Source organism: Roseimicrobium sp. ORNL1, assembly GCF_011044495.1.
Classification (GTDB): Bacteria; Verrucomicrobiota; Verrucomicrobiia; order Verrucomicrobiales; family Verrucomicrobiaceae; genus Roseimicrobium.
In genome coordinates this window covers 7,554,099-7,570,085 of sequence record NZ_CP049143.1, presented here as the reverse complement: position 1 = coordinate 7,570,085, position 15,987 = coordinate 7,554,099, and the positions used below count along the sequence as shown (strand labels likewise).

The window sequence follows — 15,987 nt, the reverse complement described above, 5'->3', positions numbered from 1 at the left end:
CCGTCAATCATCGACACTCATTCCAGCCAAACTGGCTGCGAGTAGGCCCCGTTCCCCGCGACGTCCCACACTTCCACGCGGGCCCATTTGCGACCCTTGAGTTTCGGCGACCAGCCCACCTTCCCTTCAGCGAACGGCTTGCAAAGGGGAAGCAGGTCCATGCGATCACGATAGACCTTGTTGCCATCACCGGAAATCAGCTCTGCAAAGGCCAGGGGAAATGTCCCCTCCACGGCCACCTCCACCTCCGTACTCGCCTTGTCCTTCACCACACACACCTCGCCGCTCTGGCTGCCACCCACGGTGAACTCCTTCAGCAGAATCTCACCCGTGGTCGTGAAGAAGGCACCCTTCTTCAGCGCCTCCATGATCGGCTGCCAGCCATCCTCATATCGGGGAAGCTTGGCGAGGCGGAGGTAATTGATGTTCATGTGCCCGAAGAGCTCATGCGTGTGATTGATCTTGAAGACATCCACCTCGCCCGGGAGATACTTGCGCTGGCCCCAGTTCGCCATGTCATCCAGGAGATTGAGACAGCGTTCGCCCAGCCGTTCCCGTGAGAGGTCAGCGGGCATGGCCTTCCACGCTCCACCGAGCCAGTGATCCGAGAGATAGAAATCCTCGTTGCGATAGATATCCGGCGTCCAGCTTGAGGCCTTGATGCGGGGATGCGCGGTCCAGCCCAGGCCCTTCTCCCGCTTGAGCAGCTCAAACATGTCCTCCCGTCCCGCCACACGATATACCTTCCCAAACGGTTCCACGTGATCTTCGAAGGGCTGATCAGGCCCGCGACGCTGCGTCCAGATCACCGGCTTGGGGAACATCAGCATCCAGTGGCCAGGGTGTTTGCCTTCCTCTTTGATCCCGAGAAAACCACTGACCTCCTCACCTGGGATAAGCAGCAGCTTGTCATCGGAGAGCCGCCGGCACTCGTCGAACATGGCCTGCATCTCAGGGAATCGGAGTGGCCCAGGATCCTGCTGGTGGCCATCCCCGTGAAACTCCGCGAGATGCACGGCCTGCACGCCCATGTCCTTGAAGACGTTTACAAAATCTGGCACAGGAAGCGGATTCACCTTCTCCTCCTTCCACTTCATGGCGTCCACTGTGTGGGCGAGGTGATAATGGCTGGTGTAGGTGGTGTGCCCTGGCAGCGGCGTGAAGCGATCATTCCGCGTGTAGCGCAGTACCTCCTTCATGGCATCCTCCGCCTTGCCTGACGAAGGCAGCAGAAAAAAGGCGAGTCGCTGCTTGGTTCCCGGAGGGGCATTGAACCACGGCACAAAAGCACCGCCACCACTGGGCGACTGACGCACGCCAAACCCAAAGGGCACCGCCGTGTCGCCATGTCCTTTGCCATACCAGATGTACTTCAGGTTATCGGTCGAATCGCGCGGGAAGAAAAACTGGTGAGGAGGAGGGAAGCAGGCCAGTGAACCTTGGGGGCTTTCCGCGATAACAGTACGGTGGCGCACTGCGAGTGGGGTGTCGGGTGTATCATCATGGGGTGAGACGCTCTGGAGTTTCCCCTCCGTATCCGCCCATGCGAGTCTCTCCCACGAAGATGCCTTTGAAACCAAACCGGCATCATAGATGATGGCGCGGCGATCCACCTCCGTGGACACCACCGCTTCGATGCGGATCAATCTGCTGCCGGGATAGCAGCTCACGACCAGTTCGCCTTGAAACGGCCCGAGGCTCAATCCAGGCACACGCACCACGGGGATATCCCCCAGCTCATCGCACGTGGGTTGGTTTGGATCCCGCCTCGAGATGTGCGTTTCAAAAGGGCGGGTGTGCACCTTGTCGAAAAACACGTTCCACACCGACATATCCGGAGGCCGTCCAATGGGAGCCTGTCGTGTACCCACACTCAGATGGAACACAGGCTCGAGCTCGCGCGCTATGGGGGTACCCGTGTCTTCACGACTGCTGGAAAAACTAATTGAGTCGATGAAGGGCGTGCCGCCATCCTTGCGAAACTTCACATGCCCGAACTCCTTCTCACCTGAGATCCACGTGAGGTGACAGAGATCCCCTTCATCACGGATCCACCGCGGCCTGGTCAGCGTGTCGACCGTAACAAACCGCTGGGGTGCTTTCTTTGAATCCTGGGCGCGCAGCGTGGGAGCAGACAGGCCACACGCCAACGCCATGAAACAAACACAAAGGGCTCTGGTGTTCATGGAGAGAGCTGGTTGAACGCACCCAGCACAACAGGTTTTTCCCGGCAGCACAAGAAACGGCTGTGTCACCACCCTTACTCACTGAGAGAGGGAAGACAGACCGTGCACGTCCGGTGCGTTACACGAGCTTCCCCTGCACCTTCCTAGCCCGTCCGCATGAAAACGAAAGCGCTCCTTTCCCTGGCCATCATCACCGGCGCCTCCCTGTCCCTCACACCCATGATGCCTGGCCAGCAAACCGCTCCGGCCATTCCGCCCGACGCCAATGCCAAGATGATAGAGCTCCTCCAGAAGGTGGTGCTTGAGCGTTACCCGGAATCCGACAAGGACAAGGATGGCAAAATCAATGGGCTGGAATGGGCCGCGCTGCAGCAGGAACTGAAGAAGCGCGGTGCGCCACCCACGGCGCTCACGCCTAAACCTACCGAGGCGAATGCGAAGTACGGTCCACACGAGCGCAACGTTCTGGACTTCTGGAAGGCAGATACCAAGGAGCCGGCGCCAGTGCTGGTCTTCATCCATGGTGGCGGCTTCATCGCGGGGAGCAAGGAAGGCGTATCATCGCAGGCCGTCCTCCAGTGCCTTGCGAACGGCGTCTCCTTTGCCAGCATCAACTATCGCTACACCACCCAGGCCATCTATCCCGCGCCCATGCTCGACGGCGCGCGGGCGATTCAGTTTCTCCGCAGCAAAGCAAAGGAGTGGAACATCGATCCGAAACGTATCGCGGCCTTCGGTGGTTCCGCCGGTGCGGGCATCTCCATGTGGGTCGGTTTCCACGAGGACCTCGCGAAGCCAGACAGCAGTGATCCCATCGAGCGTGAATCGTCACGGCTACGTTGCGTCGCTACCCTGGGAGGGCAGGGGACTTACGACCCGCTGGTCATCAAGGAATGGATCGGCATGCCGCCCGCCCAGCATCCCGCGCTCATCTCCTTCTATGGTGTGAAGACTTTTGAAGACTTCAGCAAACCCGAAGTGCGCAAGCTTGCGGAAGATGCCGCAGCCATGACCCATCTTTCCAAGGACGATCCACCGCTCTTCATGGTCTACAACGAGGCGGATGAACCCGTCCCTTCGGATGCCAAGCCCGGCTTCGCCATCCATCACCCCATCTTCGGCCACAAGCTCAAGGAACGCATGGATGCACTGGGCATCGAGAACATCTATCGACACACCGATGACAAGAAGTCACCTCCGGCTCATCAGGCGATGATGGAATGGTTGATTGGGAAGCTGAAGGCGGAGTGAGCAAAAGGCCTACTGAAAGGAATGGCCGCAAAAGAACGCAAAGAACACAAAGGTTTTCGGGAAGGGGAGACCGTTGCTCTCTCGGTCATTCCAACGCTAGACCCCTGTTGTTGATCTGCCTGCACGCTTCGCAAAGTGTTTTCCCTTTTGTGTTCTTTGCGTTCTTTTGCGGCCATTCCTCAGTTGGTGATTACCCCTGATACACCGCGTCCTCACTTCCCCTCTTTGGCGCGGAGGGTCGCCAGCGCAATCAACCGGGACACCACCACCGCGAGGTACATCACGCCGCAGAACATCTCGAGCATCACCAGGGACCTCGCGAAGGGGCGGACAGGAATGATATCACTGAGTCCCACCCCGGAAAGAGTGGCAAAGCTCAGGAAGAGAAGTTCCAGCCAGCTCCGTGGATCCTCGGTGTTTTGAGCAGCGGTGAAGCTGCCCGGCACCCAGGCCTGGCAGACCAGGAACGCGAACGCAAACGACCACGCAAACAACGTGAAGGTGGCACCTGCAGCCACGAGTTCATCGAGGGTGATGCTCTGGTCATCCAGCATGTAGAAGATCAAACCTACAGCGGCATAAAAATAGAGCAGTGCTTCCAAAAAATAACCGACGGTCAAAAAGGTGGGGTGCTTCCCAAGATGCCCGACCACGGAACAAATCACCGCAGGAACCGCGAGCACCCAGCCGATCCAATTGACGAACGGATTGCGATTCACCACCCAGAGAGCCAGGGCCAGCACCATGTTACAGAACAGCACATAGGCCACCTTGCCGGTGTCTGACTCCGCCAGGACAGGATAGATTAAAACAGCCAGCAATTGCGCCGCCAGCAGCAGACTCGAGGGCTGCCGCCGCACGGTGACAATCAGTTTACGTTTGCTCAAGCTGAAGCCCATGGACGAACAGGGGTGTTGTTAAGCGTCAATCTGCTGGATGCGCGCCAGATGCCTGCCGCCTTCGAATGGCGTGCTCAGGAAGATATCCACGATCGCCAGCGCGGTCGCCTCATCCATCATGCGCTCGCCGAGGGACAGCACATTCGCATCATTATGCTGACGCGTGAGACGAGCGGACTCCAGATTCCAGCACAAGCCGCAGCGGATGCCTCGCACCCGGTTTGCCGTGATGGCCTCACCGTTGCCCGAGCCCCCGAGCACGATGCCGCGCTCCGCTTGCCCTGCGGCCACCGCTTCTGCCACAGGACGGATGTACTTGGGATAGTCCACCGCCGCGTCCGAGTCTGTGCCGAAATCCGCGACCTCATGCCCGGCCTTCTTCAGATGCTCAATGATGGCCTGCTTGTAGTGAAAGCCGGCGTGATCAGAACCAATGGCAATCTTCATGGAGCGCATGATACACCATTGGCCAAACCATCCACTGAAGGAGACACTTATTTATTTCCCGACCACCAGCGGGAAAGATTCTTCTCCGGCTCCTTGGGTACAGCGAGACCTTCCTCCGAATAGTGAGAGGTGTCGTTGAAGAGCATGAGCCGCGCACGCACCGGATCTCTGAAATCCACGATGTTCAGCGCTGCGGGATTCTGATCGAGATTGTCCCGGTACCGTCGTGGGTCGAAGCCCAAGAGCGAGCTGAGCAGCAGACGGATGGTTGCCTTGTGGGAAACCACGATCACCGGCTCTCCCTCGTGTTGGCGCACGATTTCAATCAGCGCCGGCAGGGCCCGTGCCGTCACGGCCAGACCACTCTCGCCTCCCGGCGGTGCATAGGTATAAGGGTCCTCCTCCCACGCGGCTGCTTCTTCTGGGTACTGCGCCTCCACCTCGTGGCGGGTGAGCTGTTCCCAGTGGCCATGGGCGATTTCCTTCAACCCCTCCCGGGGCCGGACTTCGCAGGTGTGTGGTGCTGCGAGAATACGCGCGGTCTCCATAGTGCGACCCAGCGGTGAGGCATAGACTGCTTTCACCGGGAGATCGGCCAGGCGCTGTGCCAGCCGGCGTGCCTGCTCACGCCCTTCATCAGAAAGCGGCACATCCGTGGAACCGGCGAAGCGATCCTCCGCGGTCAGGGTCGTGGCGCCGTGGCGAATGAGGAAGATGCGTGTCATGGCCATGGGACTACCAGATAGCAGAGATCACTCCGGTCCCAGCAAAGAAAAAGTGCCTGATCGATCAGGCCTGGCGCGCCATCCATACCCCAAGTGCCGCCACCAGGAAGCCCGCCACCACCGTGGGAGGCAGCCCTTCTCCAAATGCCGCCCAAGCCATCACCGCCGTGACGGGTGGCGTCAGATAAAAGAGACGTGTCACCTGAAGCGATTGCCCCTGCCGCAGCAGAATGGAGAGCAGGAAAAAGGCCCCCATGGAGAGCACCAGAATCAGCCAGAGCAGGGCGAAGATGAGTGGGGCTGTCCACCGGACCACCATGGTCTCAAAGGAAAGAGCGAGCACCAGCATCAGTGCTGCGGAGGCAAATCCTTGCACGGCGGTGCCGGTCCGGAGGTCCATGCGGCTGCAGAAGCGCTTCTGGTACAGCGCACCCAAGGTGATGCCGAAGAGGGCAGTCGTCACCATACCCAACGCAGGGATGTCCGGATGACCCGTCAGCTTTTGGGACACGACGAGTGCCACGCCAGCCAGCCCCAGCACCAGCCCAATCCATTGCCGGGGAATCAGCGACTCCCTCATCCACAGGGTGGTAATGACTGCGGTGACCAGCGGTTGCAGACCCACGATGAGGGCTACCAGGCCCGCCCCGAGCCCGTGGGCCACGGCCCCCAGCACCCCGCCGAGATACACCCCATGGACCAGCAGGCCGGAAACCACCAGGTGCATCACTTCACGACCGGACCGCGGCCAGGGGGCCCGGGTGAGCCACGCAACCAGCGTCAGCAGAACACCGAGCGCCAGCAGCCGGATGAACAGGAAGGTGAAGGGCTCTGCATAGCCCAGGCCCAGCTTGCTCCCAATGAACCCCGAGCTCCACAGCAGCACGAAGAGCGCAGGGAAGTACGGCTGCAGTTTTTTCAGGACAGGGGAGGGCACGAGCCGTGGGGTGGGGGAGGGGCCTCCTATATTAGAGGGGAGTCTCCGCCCAGCAAGCAGGCAGGTACCCTCCCGATGGGAGCCTCCAGGGACATGAAACCGGCTCCGGCCAATCCCCACTTGCCCCTGACCCCGGTCTTGCTAGGCTCCGCCCCCTCACTCACCTCTTATGGCAGCAGCAGACAGGCGCATTCTCGTCACCGGCGGCGCGGGCTTCATCGGCTCGAACCTCGTTCATTACCTCCTCGGCGAAGCCGGCGCGGATCATGGTGTCACCGTCAGCAAGGTGGTGAATCTGGACAAACTCACCTACGCGGGCAACCGCAGCAGCCTCGCCAAGCTCGAGGGTGATGCACGCCATGTGTTCGTGGAGGGAGACATCCAGGACGCCGAACTCTTCGCGAAGCTGCTCAAGGAACATGACATCAATGCCGTCATGCACCTCGCCGCCGAGTCGCATGTGGACCGCTCCATCGATTCCCCGGAAGAGTTCATCTTCACCAATTTCGTGGGCACCTTCCGCCTGCTTCATACCGCTCTGCAGCATCACCGCGAGCGTCAGAAGGAGGGCAAGGATGACTTCCGCTTCCTCCATGTCAGCACCGACGAAGTGTTCGGCTCCCTGAGCCCGACGGATCCCGCCTTCAGCGAGACCACGCCCTACGCGCCGAACAGTCCCTACTCCGCCAGCAAGGCCGGCAGCGACCACCTCGCGCGCGCCTATGTACACACGTACAAGATGCCGCTGGTCACCACGAACTGCTCGAACAACTACGGCCCCTTCCAGTTCCCTGAGAAGCTCATGCCGCTCATGATCCAGAAAGTACTTCGTGGAGAAAAACTCCCCGTGTACGGCGACGGCACCAACGTGCGCGACTGGCTCTATGTGGAAGACCATTGCCGTGGCCTCACGCTAGCCCTGCTCAAGGGCGAAATCGGTGAGACCTACAACATCGGCGGCAAGTGTGAGATGAAGAACATCGACGTCGTGCACGCCATCATCGCCGCAGTGAACGCCGAGCGCCCCGACCTCAAGCGCGACCCGAAGGAACTCATCACGTTTGTGAAGGATCGTCCCGGTCACGATCGCCGCTACGCCATTGATTGCAGCAAGATCGGCCGTGAACTCGGCTGGGAGCCGCGGGAGACGTTCGACAGCGGCATGCGCAAAACGGTCCGCTGGTATCTCGACAACTCTGAGTGGATTAACGAGATCGAGCGCAAGTATCAGCTCCAGCGGCTCGGCCAGGGCTAACGCCACACCTGCAATGAAAGGCTTCTGGAGAAGCCTTCTACATTCCCGGATGACAGAGTGACCGGTAGTGGTGTGTACTACACCATCTCATCGCGTCATATCATGATCTCGCGCCTGTTCTTCGCCACCCTGCTGGCTGCTGCCTTCACCACGTCGTCCCTGTCTGCCCAAGATACAGACACCGAGGGCTTCGTCTCGCTCTACAACGGCAAGGACCTCTCCGGCTGGGTGCCTTGCAACGTGGCCGCCGATACCTTCCAAGCGAAGGACGGCTATATCATGACCACCGGCATCCCCACCGGAGTCATGCGCACCGAGCGCATGTATGAGAACTTCATCATCGAGCTCGAGTGGCGTCACTTGAAGGAGGCTGGCAATGCCGGTCTCTTCATCTGGGGTGAGAGCATTCCCGCTCCCGGGGTGCCCTTCTCGCGTGGCATCGAAGTGCAGATCCTCGACCTCGGTTATGAGAAGAACAAGGGCGCGAAGGAGTGGTTCACCTCGCACGGCGATATCTTCCCCATCTGGGGCGCCACCATGACTGCGGTGGATCCCGTGGCGAAGGGCGGCAAACGCAGCTTCCCGAAGGAGGATCGCGTGAAACCTTCACCCGAGTGGAACCACTACCGCGCCGTCTGCAACAACGGTGAGATTCGTCTCTCGGTGAATGGCAAGGAAGTCACCGTCGGCAGGGACTGCCTGCCGCGCAAAGGCTACATCTGCCTCGAGAGCGAAGGCAGCGAGGCTCACTTCCGTAACATTCGGATCAAGGAACTTCCCTCCACCGGCGCGACAGCGGAGCAGACCATCCGGGACTTCAGCGGTTTCAAGCAACTGTTCGATGGAAAAACACTCAAGGGCTGGGCCACCCCCGATGACCTCGACAAATGGTGGAGCGCACAGGGTGCCTTCTTCCACGTCAAGGAAGGCAAGCTCGGGAAAGGCAAAGACCTCTGGACTGAAAAGTCCTACAAGGATTTCCAGCTCATCGTGGACTGGAGGATGCCCACCAAGCCCGAGCCGAAGAAACTCATCGTCATCGCTCCCGACGGCAAGGAAGCAGTGAATCCAGATGGCACCAAACAAACGGTGGAAGTGATGGATGCGGGAGACAGCGGCATCTTCCTGCGTGGGACAAAGAAGGCGCAGGTCAATATCTTCTGCCGCCCCTGTGGTTCCGGGGAAGTGAATGGATTCCGCATGGCAAAGGACACACCAGATGACACCCGCAAACTCTACGTGCCCAAGGAGAAAGCCGATAACAAACCCGGCATCTGGAACCGATTTGTGATCACCTTGCAGAAGGGAAAACTCAGCGTGGAGCTCAACGAAAAGCTGGTGATCGATCAAGCCCCCGTCCCCGGTCTTCCCGAGAAAGGACCCATTGGCCTGCAGCATCACGGGGATGAAATGCAGTTCGGGAACATCTTTATCAAGGAGCTGTAGCTGCAACAGTTGGATTTCATCTCCTCCGACCCGTCGTCCCCCAAGCGAAATGAAATACACCGCACCAATTCTGATCGCATCAATGTTGCTGCTATCAGCAATGGCACGTGCCGAAGATGCCCCCTCCATTGAGCCCAGCGACTTGTCCCTCTGGTCAGAAGTGACGCCAGCTCCCGTGCGTGAAGATGAACGCTTCTCGAAGGCCCCATGGGCGGCGCAACAATGGCGGGTGCTTCAGTCAGATGACGGCAAGCCGAGCGTAGAACCCACGGCCTGGGGGTCCCCACCATCCAAACCAAAACCCAGCTTTGTTCCAAAAGCATCGCAATGGATTCCGGGAGCCCAGCGAAGCTACAAATTTGTCGGAGGCCAGGCTTATCTGCCAACTGATGATGGCTGGCTCGTTGCCTTCAATCAGGGGGAGTTCGGAGCCGCCCTGTACTGGTATGGTAAAGAAGGAAAGACCAGCTACAAGGTTTCCGATCATCAGGTCGAGGCGTTTGTGAGCAACACAAAAGGCATCTTCGCGGTGGAAGGACTTGCCCATTTAGTTACCAACCGTGGTTCCATCATCCGCATTTCCCGGGCGCACAAGGCTTCTAGCTGGCGCGCCGAGACATTCGCCGAGCTCTCATCGGCGCCTCGAGCGGCTGCATCCACCAAGGATGGAACACTCTATGTCGTGCTGTCTGATGGCATCCTCACCGTGACTCCAAAGGGCGACATGACACCCTTGATACACGGCGACCTCTGGCTTGGTGGCGCCGCGAATTCGGCCCTGCTTTCTCCTGATGAAAGCACCCTCTACGTGGGCATGACGCAGTTTGTTCTAGAGGTGAACCTCAGGTCCCGCCAGCACCGGTATCTCCAGCCAGATGCCGCACTCTTGAAAAAACTCACGAGCCAATAACGCCCTCTTCCCCTCTGCTGCCCTCGCTTGAGTTGCACGCTTTCTTCTTGGGGTTATTCTCTCAAAAACGATATTTTCACCCGCCGGTTCCCTTGTCCATGCTTGATTCTTTCAGTTTTTCTGATAGTTGAAATAGCTGGATTTCTCTTTGCCTACCTGTTTTGAAGTCTCGCCTCATCAAGTTCGCCTGCCATCAATGCGGCACCAAACTCGCTGTGCCGCCCGAGATGGCTGGCGTCTCTGACCTGTGTCCCAAGTGCGGGACCATGATCACCGCGCCCCAGGAGTCCACCCTGGAACCCGTTCGCAAGAAGAGCAAACTCGGGCCCATTCCCCAGGAGTCCCAACCGCAGCCGCATCCGCAGCACGCGCACCAGGAACAACCACAACCGCATCAGCCGGAAGTGCCTGCGGTCCCCGGTTGGAGCGCCTCCGAGCTGGCAGATGCCCTTCGTCCGCCGGCACCGGCCACTCCCGTTTCCTATGTGCCGCAGCCGTCTCCCGCAGTGACAGGCCTGCTTCCGGATCCTCCCGCCATCCCGGATCCCGGCCCCGTCTTCTCGCCTAAACGCAAGGCACGCACCGAGGGTGAAATTGCGGGCACCGTGGCTGTCGCGCCCCCTCCGCCGGTTGCCAAAAGCGAGCATTCGATACTTGGCAGCATTCTGGACGCTCCGACGGTTCCCCGTGGACGCGCCACCACGCAGGCTCCCAACGCTGCTCCGATTCCGGAAGCACTTGCCCCGGCTCCTCCGCTGCCTCCCGGTCCGCTGGAGCCGCCACTGCCACCACAGCTCGAAGCGGCGCCCTCGCCCCCAGCTCCCCCTGTCGCGCCGACACCCGAGCTGGCTTGGGGAGAACTCGAAACCGAAACTCCGGCGGCGCCAGCACCTCCGCCCATCGTGGCAGAGGCCCCTTCACTGTCACCCGCCACCGTTCCAGCTCCTGCAGAACAGGCGGATGCAGCTCTGGAAGCTCCGGTGCAGGCCGATGCCCCCAGAGCCACCGGGGCCAAAGACACTGCTTCGACCGAATCCAGCGAACCCCAGGCGCTGTCGCCTTTTTCCCCTGCACCGGTCGTTCAATCCTCGCCCATCGCGCTGGTTCCGGAATCCCTTCCTGACGCACGCGCGGCGGAGGAGGCGGCCATGCCCGGAATGGGAGAAGTGCTTGCAGGCGACCAGGTTGCGCAAGACCAGCCCGCCCCGCCTGACACCCGCGATCATCGTCCACTCCTCAACGTTCCGTTTCTTCCTGTAGCTGAGTCTCCGAAAAAGGAGCGTCGGCAACTGAAGCGCAAGATGTACATCTTGGGCGTCATTCTCTTCTTTGCAGTCGACGCTGCAGGAATCATCTACTTTTTCCGGGCCAAGCCGGAAGCCGCCAACGAGGGCGTCGAACACCACCCAACTGGCTCCGCTCCGACCAAGGAAAACCCGGCTGCCAACAGCCAGCTGTCGCGTCCGGCGGGCTCACCCTCCATTGCCTCGCCTCAGGACTTTGCCTCCACCACGCCGCAATCGTCTGGAGCGACTGAGCCCAAGACACCCTCCACGCCACCGAGGGCGATTCCGCTGCCCGGGCACAGCAGCACGGATGTGCCCACGGCCACGCCCGCTCACACTCCCGCATCCGAGCCAGCTCCCGCCACCGCAGCGACATCGCCTGCACCCGAGAAGGACAAAGAAAAAGAAGGCAAGAAGCCGGATCCCACCGTGGGCGGTGCCACAGCCCCCAAGGACTCCGCTACTTCCATTCCGCCACCACCTGCTCCTTCAGCCGGCGCAGCCGCGACCGAAATAAACCCCTCCATGGCGGCACTCATGGGTCCCCAGCCACCGCCAGTCACCGCGCCTACCGGGGTGAGCGGCGACCCACCCTGGCTCAAGCGCATCCAACCCACCTTCCCCGCGATCGACGGCACACCTCTGTTGCCGTCCGCCCCTCAAGAGCAAGCGCAACCTCAGCCTCAACAACCTCAGCAGCAGGCGCAGGCAAAGGCGGAGCCACAGCCGATGAGCCCTCCACCGCCGCTTCCTCCACCACCGGGAGTGACTCCGGCTCCGACTCCAGCGCCAGCACCTGCGACCGCTGAAACCGCGGCCCCTCCCGCTCCTTCTCCTGCTACTCCGCCTCCCGCCCCACCGGAGCCCGCTCCAGCCATGACGGCTGCAACCACCACACCGGCTCCGACCCCGGCAGCTCCCACAACGGATGCCCCCGTGACTCCAACCACGAGTCCACCGGCACCGGGTGCCACTCCACCGGCCACGACGACCCCTCCTGATGCGGCGCCACCACCCGCGAACACCTCCGAGTTGCTCGGCAAGGTGCCGGATGAAGCCCAGGGTGCGCTGACCACCCTTCGCAATTTCCTCGCAGCCCCTACGTGGGAAGCACGTGCCGCCTATGTCCAGAAGCCGGGCGAGACCAAGCCCGCCATGGAGAAGCATGCCAAGCGATACGGAGACGGTCCGGTCAATCCCAACACCATCAAATTTGTCGACCGTCATCCCGGGAAAGATGGAGGCCCGCCGTATTGCATGTTTGAACTCGCTGGCGGCGACCTGAAGCACAACGTGCTGGTACTGGTCGAGCAGCCGAAGGAGGGAGAGGCTCTCGTGGATTGGGCCACGTTCGTGGAGTTCAAAGATGATCTACTCCTCAAGTTCCTCGAGACCCAAGGAGAGCCCAACCAGAGCTTCCGCGTGATGCTGAGCCGCAAGCACTACTTCGCAAAGGATGTGCCGGATCTCGCCTCCAAGGATTCCTTCCAGGTCCAGCAGCCCAACGATGCCTTCGATGGTCACGTGTTCCTTCCGAAGAGCACTGCCCTGAGCAAGAAACTCGCCGCGCAGCTCGGTTGGAACCAGAACATGCCCGTCATCGTGGAACTGGCCTGGCGCACCAATGGCAAGCTCCACTGGGTGGAGATTGTGCGCATCGTCAACTACGGCTGGAGAGGCTAGGCCAGACTCGCCGGGGAGGCACAGCGCACTGCCTACTGCGCGCTGCGCTGGAAGAGATCCTTTTCTCCGCGCAGCAACGCGAGCACCTCGCCCACGAGATAGAGCGATCCGGTCACCAGGACCCGGCCTCCATGACCCCGCGCCGCCGCCAGAGCGGACTCCACCGTGGGGTGTGTGTTGCACGCCACGCCGCTGCGGTACAGCTCATCCAGTTCCGTGCGCAGACTCTCCACCGGCACGGCCCGAGGGCTGTTGAAATGAGTGAAGTGCCAGTGCTCTGCGATCGGTTGCAGCGCACGGATGAGTCCACGCGCGTCCTTGCCGCTGGCTGCGCCGAAGACCACCGCCGCCTTCTCTCCGGGGAAAGCCTGCTGCCACGTGCGCACGAGCGTTTCCGCTCCCGCGGGATTGTGCGCACCATCCACGATGATGCGTTCCTGCTCGAACTGCTGAAACCTTCCCGGCCACTCCACATCCTGCACGCCATGCCGCAGCACCGGTTCGGAGGCTTGGAAGCCAGCCGCCTTGAAGGCTGCCACCGCCAGCGAGGCATTCCAGAGCTGGTGCTGGCCGTACAATCCAATGCGATAGCCGCGCAGGGGCGTCGTCACAATGGTGAGCCGAGAACCCCGGGCGCGCGCCGTTTCTGAAATCACACGCATGGCCTCCGGCGGTTGGTTCACCGTGACCACCGGCACCCCCGGCTTGATGATGCCGGACTTCTCCGAAGCGATCTCCCGCAGGGTGTTTCCCAACTGCTCCTGATGATCCAGGCCGATGCTGGTGATCACGCTCACCGCGGGAGTCACCACGTTCGTGGCATCCAGCCGGCCACCCAATCCGGTTTCCAGCACCGCCCACTCCAGCTCCCGCTTGCGGAACCAGTCCAGTGCCAAGGCGAAAGTCAGCTCGAAGAAGGTCGGGTGCGGGTCCATGCCCTCACAGGTTTTCTTCAGCAACTCGATGCCACGCACCAGCTCGGCTGAAGAAATCTCCCGTTCACCGCTCCGGATGCGCTCACGGAAATGCACGAGATGCGGCGAGGTAAAGAGCCCGGCATTCACTCCCGCCGCCTTTATCAGGCTGTGCAGGAAGGCGCAGACACTGCCCTTGCCGTTCGTACCGGCCACGTGAATGAACTTCTGGGCTGGCTGCGACAGCCCCATGATGTCCAGAAGCTTGGACATGTTTTCCAACCCCAGCTTCACCCCGAACATCTGGGTGCTGAACAGCCAGTCGAGAACTACGCGTTCGTGCTGTGCCAAAGTTTCCCCCACGATGCCCCCGAGTCTAGCGCGTAGGGGCGGTGCGTCATGCATTTAGTGCCGCTATTGCAAAATCTTCTCGCCAACAAATTAACGCATGTGCTTACTTGCATAAGAATAAATTCCTGCTTTGTGCGGGCGCCTCTTATCAATACACATGAAACTCCCCGGTACGCTCCTCCCATCCCTTGCGTCGCTCTGCCTTATCACGGCAGCCCACGCCGGCACTGCTCTCCCCGCGCCCAAGGGCGTGGAAGCAGCCGTCGCTCCAGCTCCTGATGCCACCTCCACCGTCCTGGGTGCAAGCTTCAACGCCAATGACAACATGACCGAAGGCAGCGCCTTCCTCGTGCAGCCCCTTTGGGACAATCTAGGCAAGCAGGGCACCATGGGCGGTTCCCTCTTCTTTGCCGAGCCCTACTTCACGTGGGGTGAGGAAGGCGAGCTTACGGGTTCCATCGGTCTTGGCTTCCGTCACCTTTTCAGCAACGAACCCGTGGGCGGTGGCAACCGCCTGAGCGGTCTGCTGGCCGAGGGCCTCTTCGTGGGTGCCAACGTCTTCACCGACTACCAGCATACCCAGGCGGATGCGGATCTCTGGCAGCTTGGCATCGGTGTGGAAGCCGGTACCCGCTACTTGGAAGTACGGGCGAACTACTACCTCCCCCTGCACGATGGAGACTCCGTCGGTAGCTTCGATGCCACGACCCTCACTCCGACCGCGTCTGGTCGTGCCATCCGCGCCACCACGCGCACCATCGACATCATCGAAGAGCCCATGGAGGGCTGGGATGCCGAGCTCGCGGTGCTCATCCCCGGACTCGACAAGTACTTCGACATGCGTCTCATCGGTGGCTACTACAGCTTCGAGACCAACGCCTCTGGCAATGCTCTGCTGTACTCCGCCGATGTGGAAGGCTGGAAGGCCGGTGTGGAAGTCCGCCCCGTCCCCGCCGTCGTTCTCGCCGGCATGTGGTACGAGGACGAGAACCTCGTGAAGGACAACTGGATGGTCAGCGTGCGACTTGAGATCCCACTTGGCAAGCCCGGCTCGGAATCCTTCATCCCCCGCCGCCGCCACCTGCAGGAGCGCCTGCTTGAGCCGGTGCATCGTCAGAATGCCGCCATCCAGACTGGCGTGAGCTTCGAGCCCACAGGCCGTGCACGCACGACCACCATCAGCACCGCACAGCAGGCCAAGCGTTTCCTGAATGACCTCAAGGGCTGGGGCGCAAGCTACGGCGGCAGTGGATCATCGAGCTCGTCTTCCTCCTCCTCGTCTTCGTCATCTTCAGGAAGCACCGGGGGCACCCTGGTGATTGCAGGGTCTTCTTCCGGATCGGGCTCGACCCTTGAAACCGTATCAGGAGGCAGCCTGAATATGGGTACTGGGGGTTCAACAGGAGGCTTTACTCTCAACTGGTCAGATACCGGCACCACCGGTGGCTCTTATGTCACGCTCAGAAACACCAACGTGACGCTTGCGAATGGCCCCCTGTACATCGGGGTCATCACGTCCCCTGCATTTGCTACTTCAGAAGGAGCCATCGGTCTCATCAAGGCCGGTTCAGGAACCCTGATTCTGAACAACAGCAATGCGGGCACCACGCAGCCTTAATATGCCAGTTCATCCCTGAGTAAGCTCAGGCAACAATCCATCCCTGCGGTTTTCACCCGCAGGATAATGGAGCCCAGAT

At 60.7% G+C, this 15,987-nt stretch carries 12 protein-coding genes; 6 read left to right on the top strand and 6 right to left on the bottom strand.

Annotated elements, in window-relative coordinates; all coding sequences use genetic code 11:
* Positions 1–17: 17 nt before the first annotated feature.
* Complete coding sequence (locus G5S37_RS30660) at positions 18–2,186, bottom strand: hypothetical protein (RefSeq protein WP_165210404.1); 2,169 nt, start codon at positions 2,184–2,186, stop codon at positions 18–20.
* 156 nt (positions 2,187–2,342) lie between these two features.
* Between G5S37_RS30660 and G5S37_RS30655 the strand changes: the two genes are divergently transcribed.
* Positions 2,343–3,437 (top strand): alpha/beta hydrolase, encoded by a 1,095-nt coding sequence (locus G5S37_RS30655; RefSeq protein ID WP_165210401.1) that lies wholly within the window; start codon positions 2,343–2,345, stop codon positions 3,435–3,437.
* Between the two features lie 212 nt (positions 3,438–3,649).
* Here the strand turns inward: G5S37_RS30655 and G5S37_RS30650 are convergent, their stop codons facing one another.
* From G5S37_RS30650 to G5S37_RS30635, 4 genes are all read right to left on the bottom strand, one after another.
* The gene (locus tag G5S37_RS30650) at positions 3,650–4,336 is read right to left on the bottom strand and encodes a two pore domain potassium channel family protein (RefSeq protein WP_165210398.1); all 687 of its coding nucleotides are present in this window, start codon (positions 4,334–4,336) and stop codon (positions 3,650–3,652) included.
* A gap of 18 nt (positions 4,337–4,354) precedes the next feature.
* Positions 4,355–4,783, bottom strand: a complete 429-nt coding sequence (gene rpiB / locus G5S37_RS30645; RefSeq protein ID WP_165210395.1) for a ribose 5-phosphate isomerase B — start codon at positions 4,781–4,783, stop codon at positions 4,355–4,357.
* Between the two features lie 47 nt (positions 4,784–4,830).
* Entirely contained in the window at positions 4,831–5,508 is a 678-nt protein-coding gene (locus G5S37_RS30640; protein WP_165210392.1) for a histidine phosphatase family protein, read from the bottom strand.
* Between the two features lie 64 nt (positions 5,509–5,572).
* Positions 5,573–6,445: a DMT family transporter gene (locus G5S37_RS30635; protein ID WP_206026226.1), complete on the bottom strand. Its 873-nt coding sequence runs from the start codon at positions 6,443–6,445 to the stop codon at positions 5,573–5,575.
* 169 nt (positions 6,446–6,614) lie between these two features.
* Here G5S37_RS30635 and rfbB point away from each other — a divergent pair, with 169 nt between their 5' ends.
* The 4 genes from rfbB to G5S37_RS30615 all read left to right on the top strand — a co-directional run bounded on the left by rfbB (position 6,615) and on the right by G5S37_RS30615 (position 13,025).
* Positions 6,615–7,700: a dTDP-glucose 4,6-dehydratase gene (gene rfbB / locus G5S37_RS30630; RefSeq protein WP_165210389.1), complete on the top strand. Its 1,086-nt coding sequence runs from the start codon at positions 6,615–6,617 to the stop codon at positions 7,698–7,700.
* Between the two features lie 102 nt (positions 7,701–7,802).
* On the top strand, positions 7,803–9,146 hold the full coding sequence (locus G5S37_RS30625; RefSeq protein ID WP_165210386.1) for a DUF1080 domain-containing protein: 1,344 nt from the start codon (positions 7,803–7,805) through the stop codon (positions 9,144–9,146).
* 49 nt (positions 9,147–9,195) lie between these two features.
* Positions 9,196–10,056, top strand: a complete 861-nt coding sequence (locus tag G5S37_RS30620; protein WP_165210383.1) for a hypothetical protein — start codon at positions 9,196–9,198, stop codon at positions 10,054–10,056.
* A 161-nt stretch (positions 10,057–10,217) separates the two neighbouring features.
* Positions 10,218–13,025 carry a hypothetical protein gene (locus G5S37_RS30615; RefSeq protein WP_165210380.1) on the top strand — a complete coding sequence of 936 codons (2,808 nt, stop codon included), beginning with the start codon at positions 10,218–10,220 and terminating at the stop codon, positions 13,023–13,025.
* A 32-nt stretch (positions 13,026–13,057) separates the two neighbouring features.
* Here G5S37_RS30615 and G5S37_RS30610 read toward each other — a convergent pair whose 3' ends face one another.
* Positions 13,058–14,290, bottom strand: a complete 1,233-nt coding sequence (locus tag G5S37_RS30610; protein WP_165210377.1) for a folylpolyglutamate synthase/dihydrofolate synthase family protein — start codon at positions 14,288–14,290, stop codon at positions 13,058–13,060.
* A gap of 157 nt (positions 14,291–14,447) precedes the next feature.
* On the opposite strand from G5S37_RS30610, the gene G5S37_RS30605 reads away from it, so the two are divergent.
* Positions 14,448–15,908, top strand: coding sequence for an inverse autotransporter beta domain-containing protein (locus tag G5S37_RS30605; RefSeq protein ID WP_165210374.1), 1,461 nt, complete (start codon positions 14,448–14,450; stop codon positions 15,906–15,908).
* The last annotated feature ends 79 nt before the right edge of the window (positions 15,909–15,987 follow it).

What these genes read in the sequence shown, in the direction of transcription:
- G5S37_RS30660 (WP_165210404.1), bottom strand. Translation starts at nt 2,186, where the DNA reads ATGAACACCAGAGCCCTTTGTGTTTGTTTCATGGCGTTGGCGTGTGGC.
- G5S37_RS30655 (WP_165210401.1), top strand. Translation starts at nt 2,343, where the DNA reads ATGAAAACGAAAGCGCTCCTTTCCCTGGCCATCATCACCGGCGCCTCC.
- G5S37_RS30650 (WP_165210398.1), bottom strand. Translation starts at nt 4,336, where the DNA reads ATGGGCTTCAGCTTGAGCAAACGTAAACTGATTGTCACCGTGCGGCGG.
- rpiB (WP_165210395.1), bottom strand. Translation starts at nt 4,783, where the DNA reads ATGAAGATTGCCATTGGTTCTGATCACGCCGGCTTTCACTACAAGCAG.
- G5S37_RS30640 (WP_165210392.1), bottom strand. Translation starts at nt 5,508, where the DNA reads ATGACACGCATCTTCCTCATTCGCCACGGCGCCACGACCCTGACCGCG.
- rfbB (WP_165210389.1), top strand. Translation starts at nt 6,615, where the DNA reads ATGGCAGCAGCAGACAGGCGCATTCTCGTCACCGGCGGCGCGGGCTTC.
- G5S37_RS30625 (WP_165210386.1), top strand. Translation starts at nt 7,803, where the DNA reads ATGATCTCGCGCCTGTTCTTCGCCACCCTGCTGGCTGCTGCCTTCACC.
- G5S37_RS30620 (WP_165210383.1), top strand. Translation starts at nt 9,196, where the DNA reads ATGAAATACACCGCACCAATTCTGATCGCATCAATGTTGCTGCTATCA.
- G5S37_RS30605 (WP_165210374.1), top strand. Translation starts at nt 14,448, where the DNA reads ATGAAACTCCCCGGTACGCTCCTCCCATCCCTTGCGTCGCTCTGCCTT.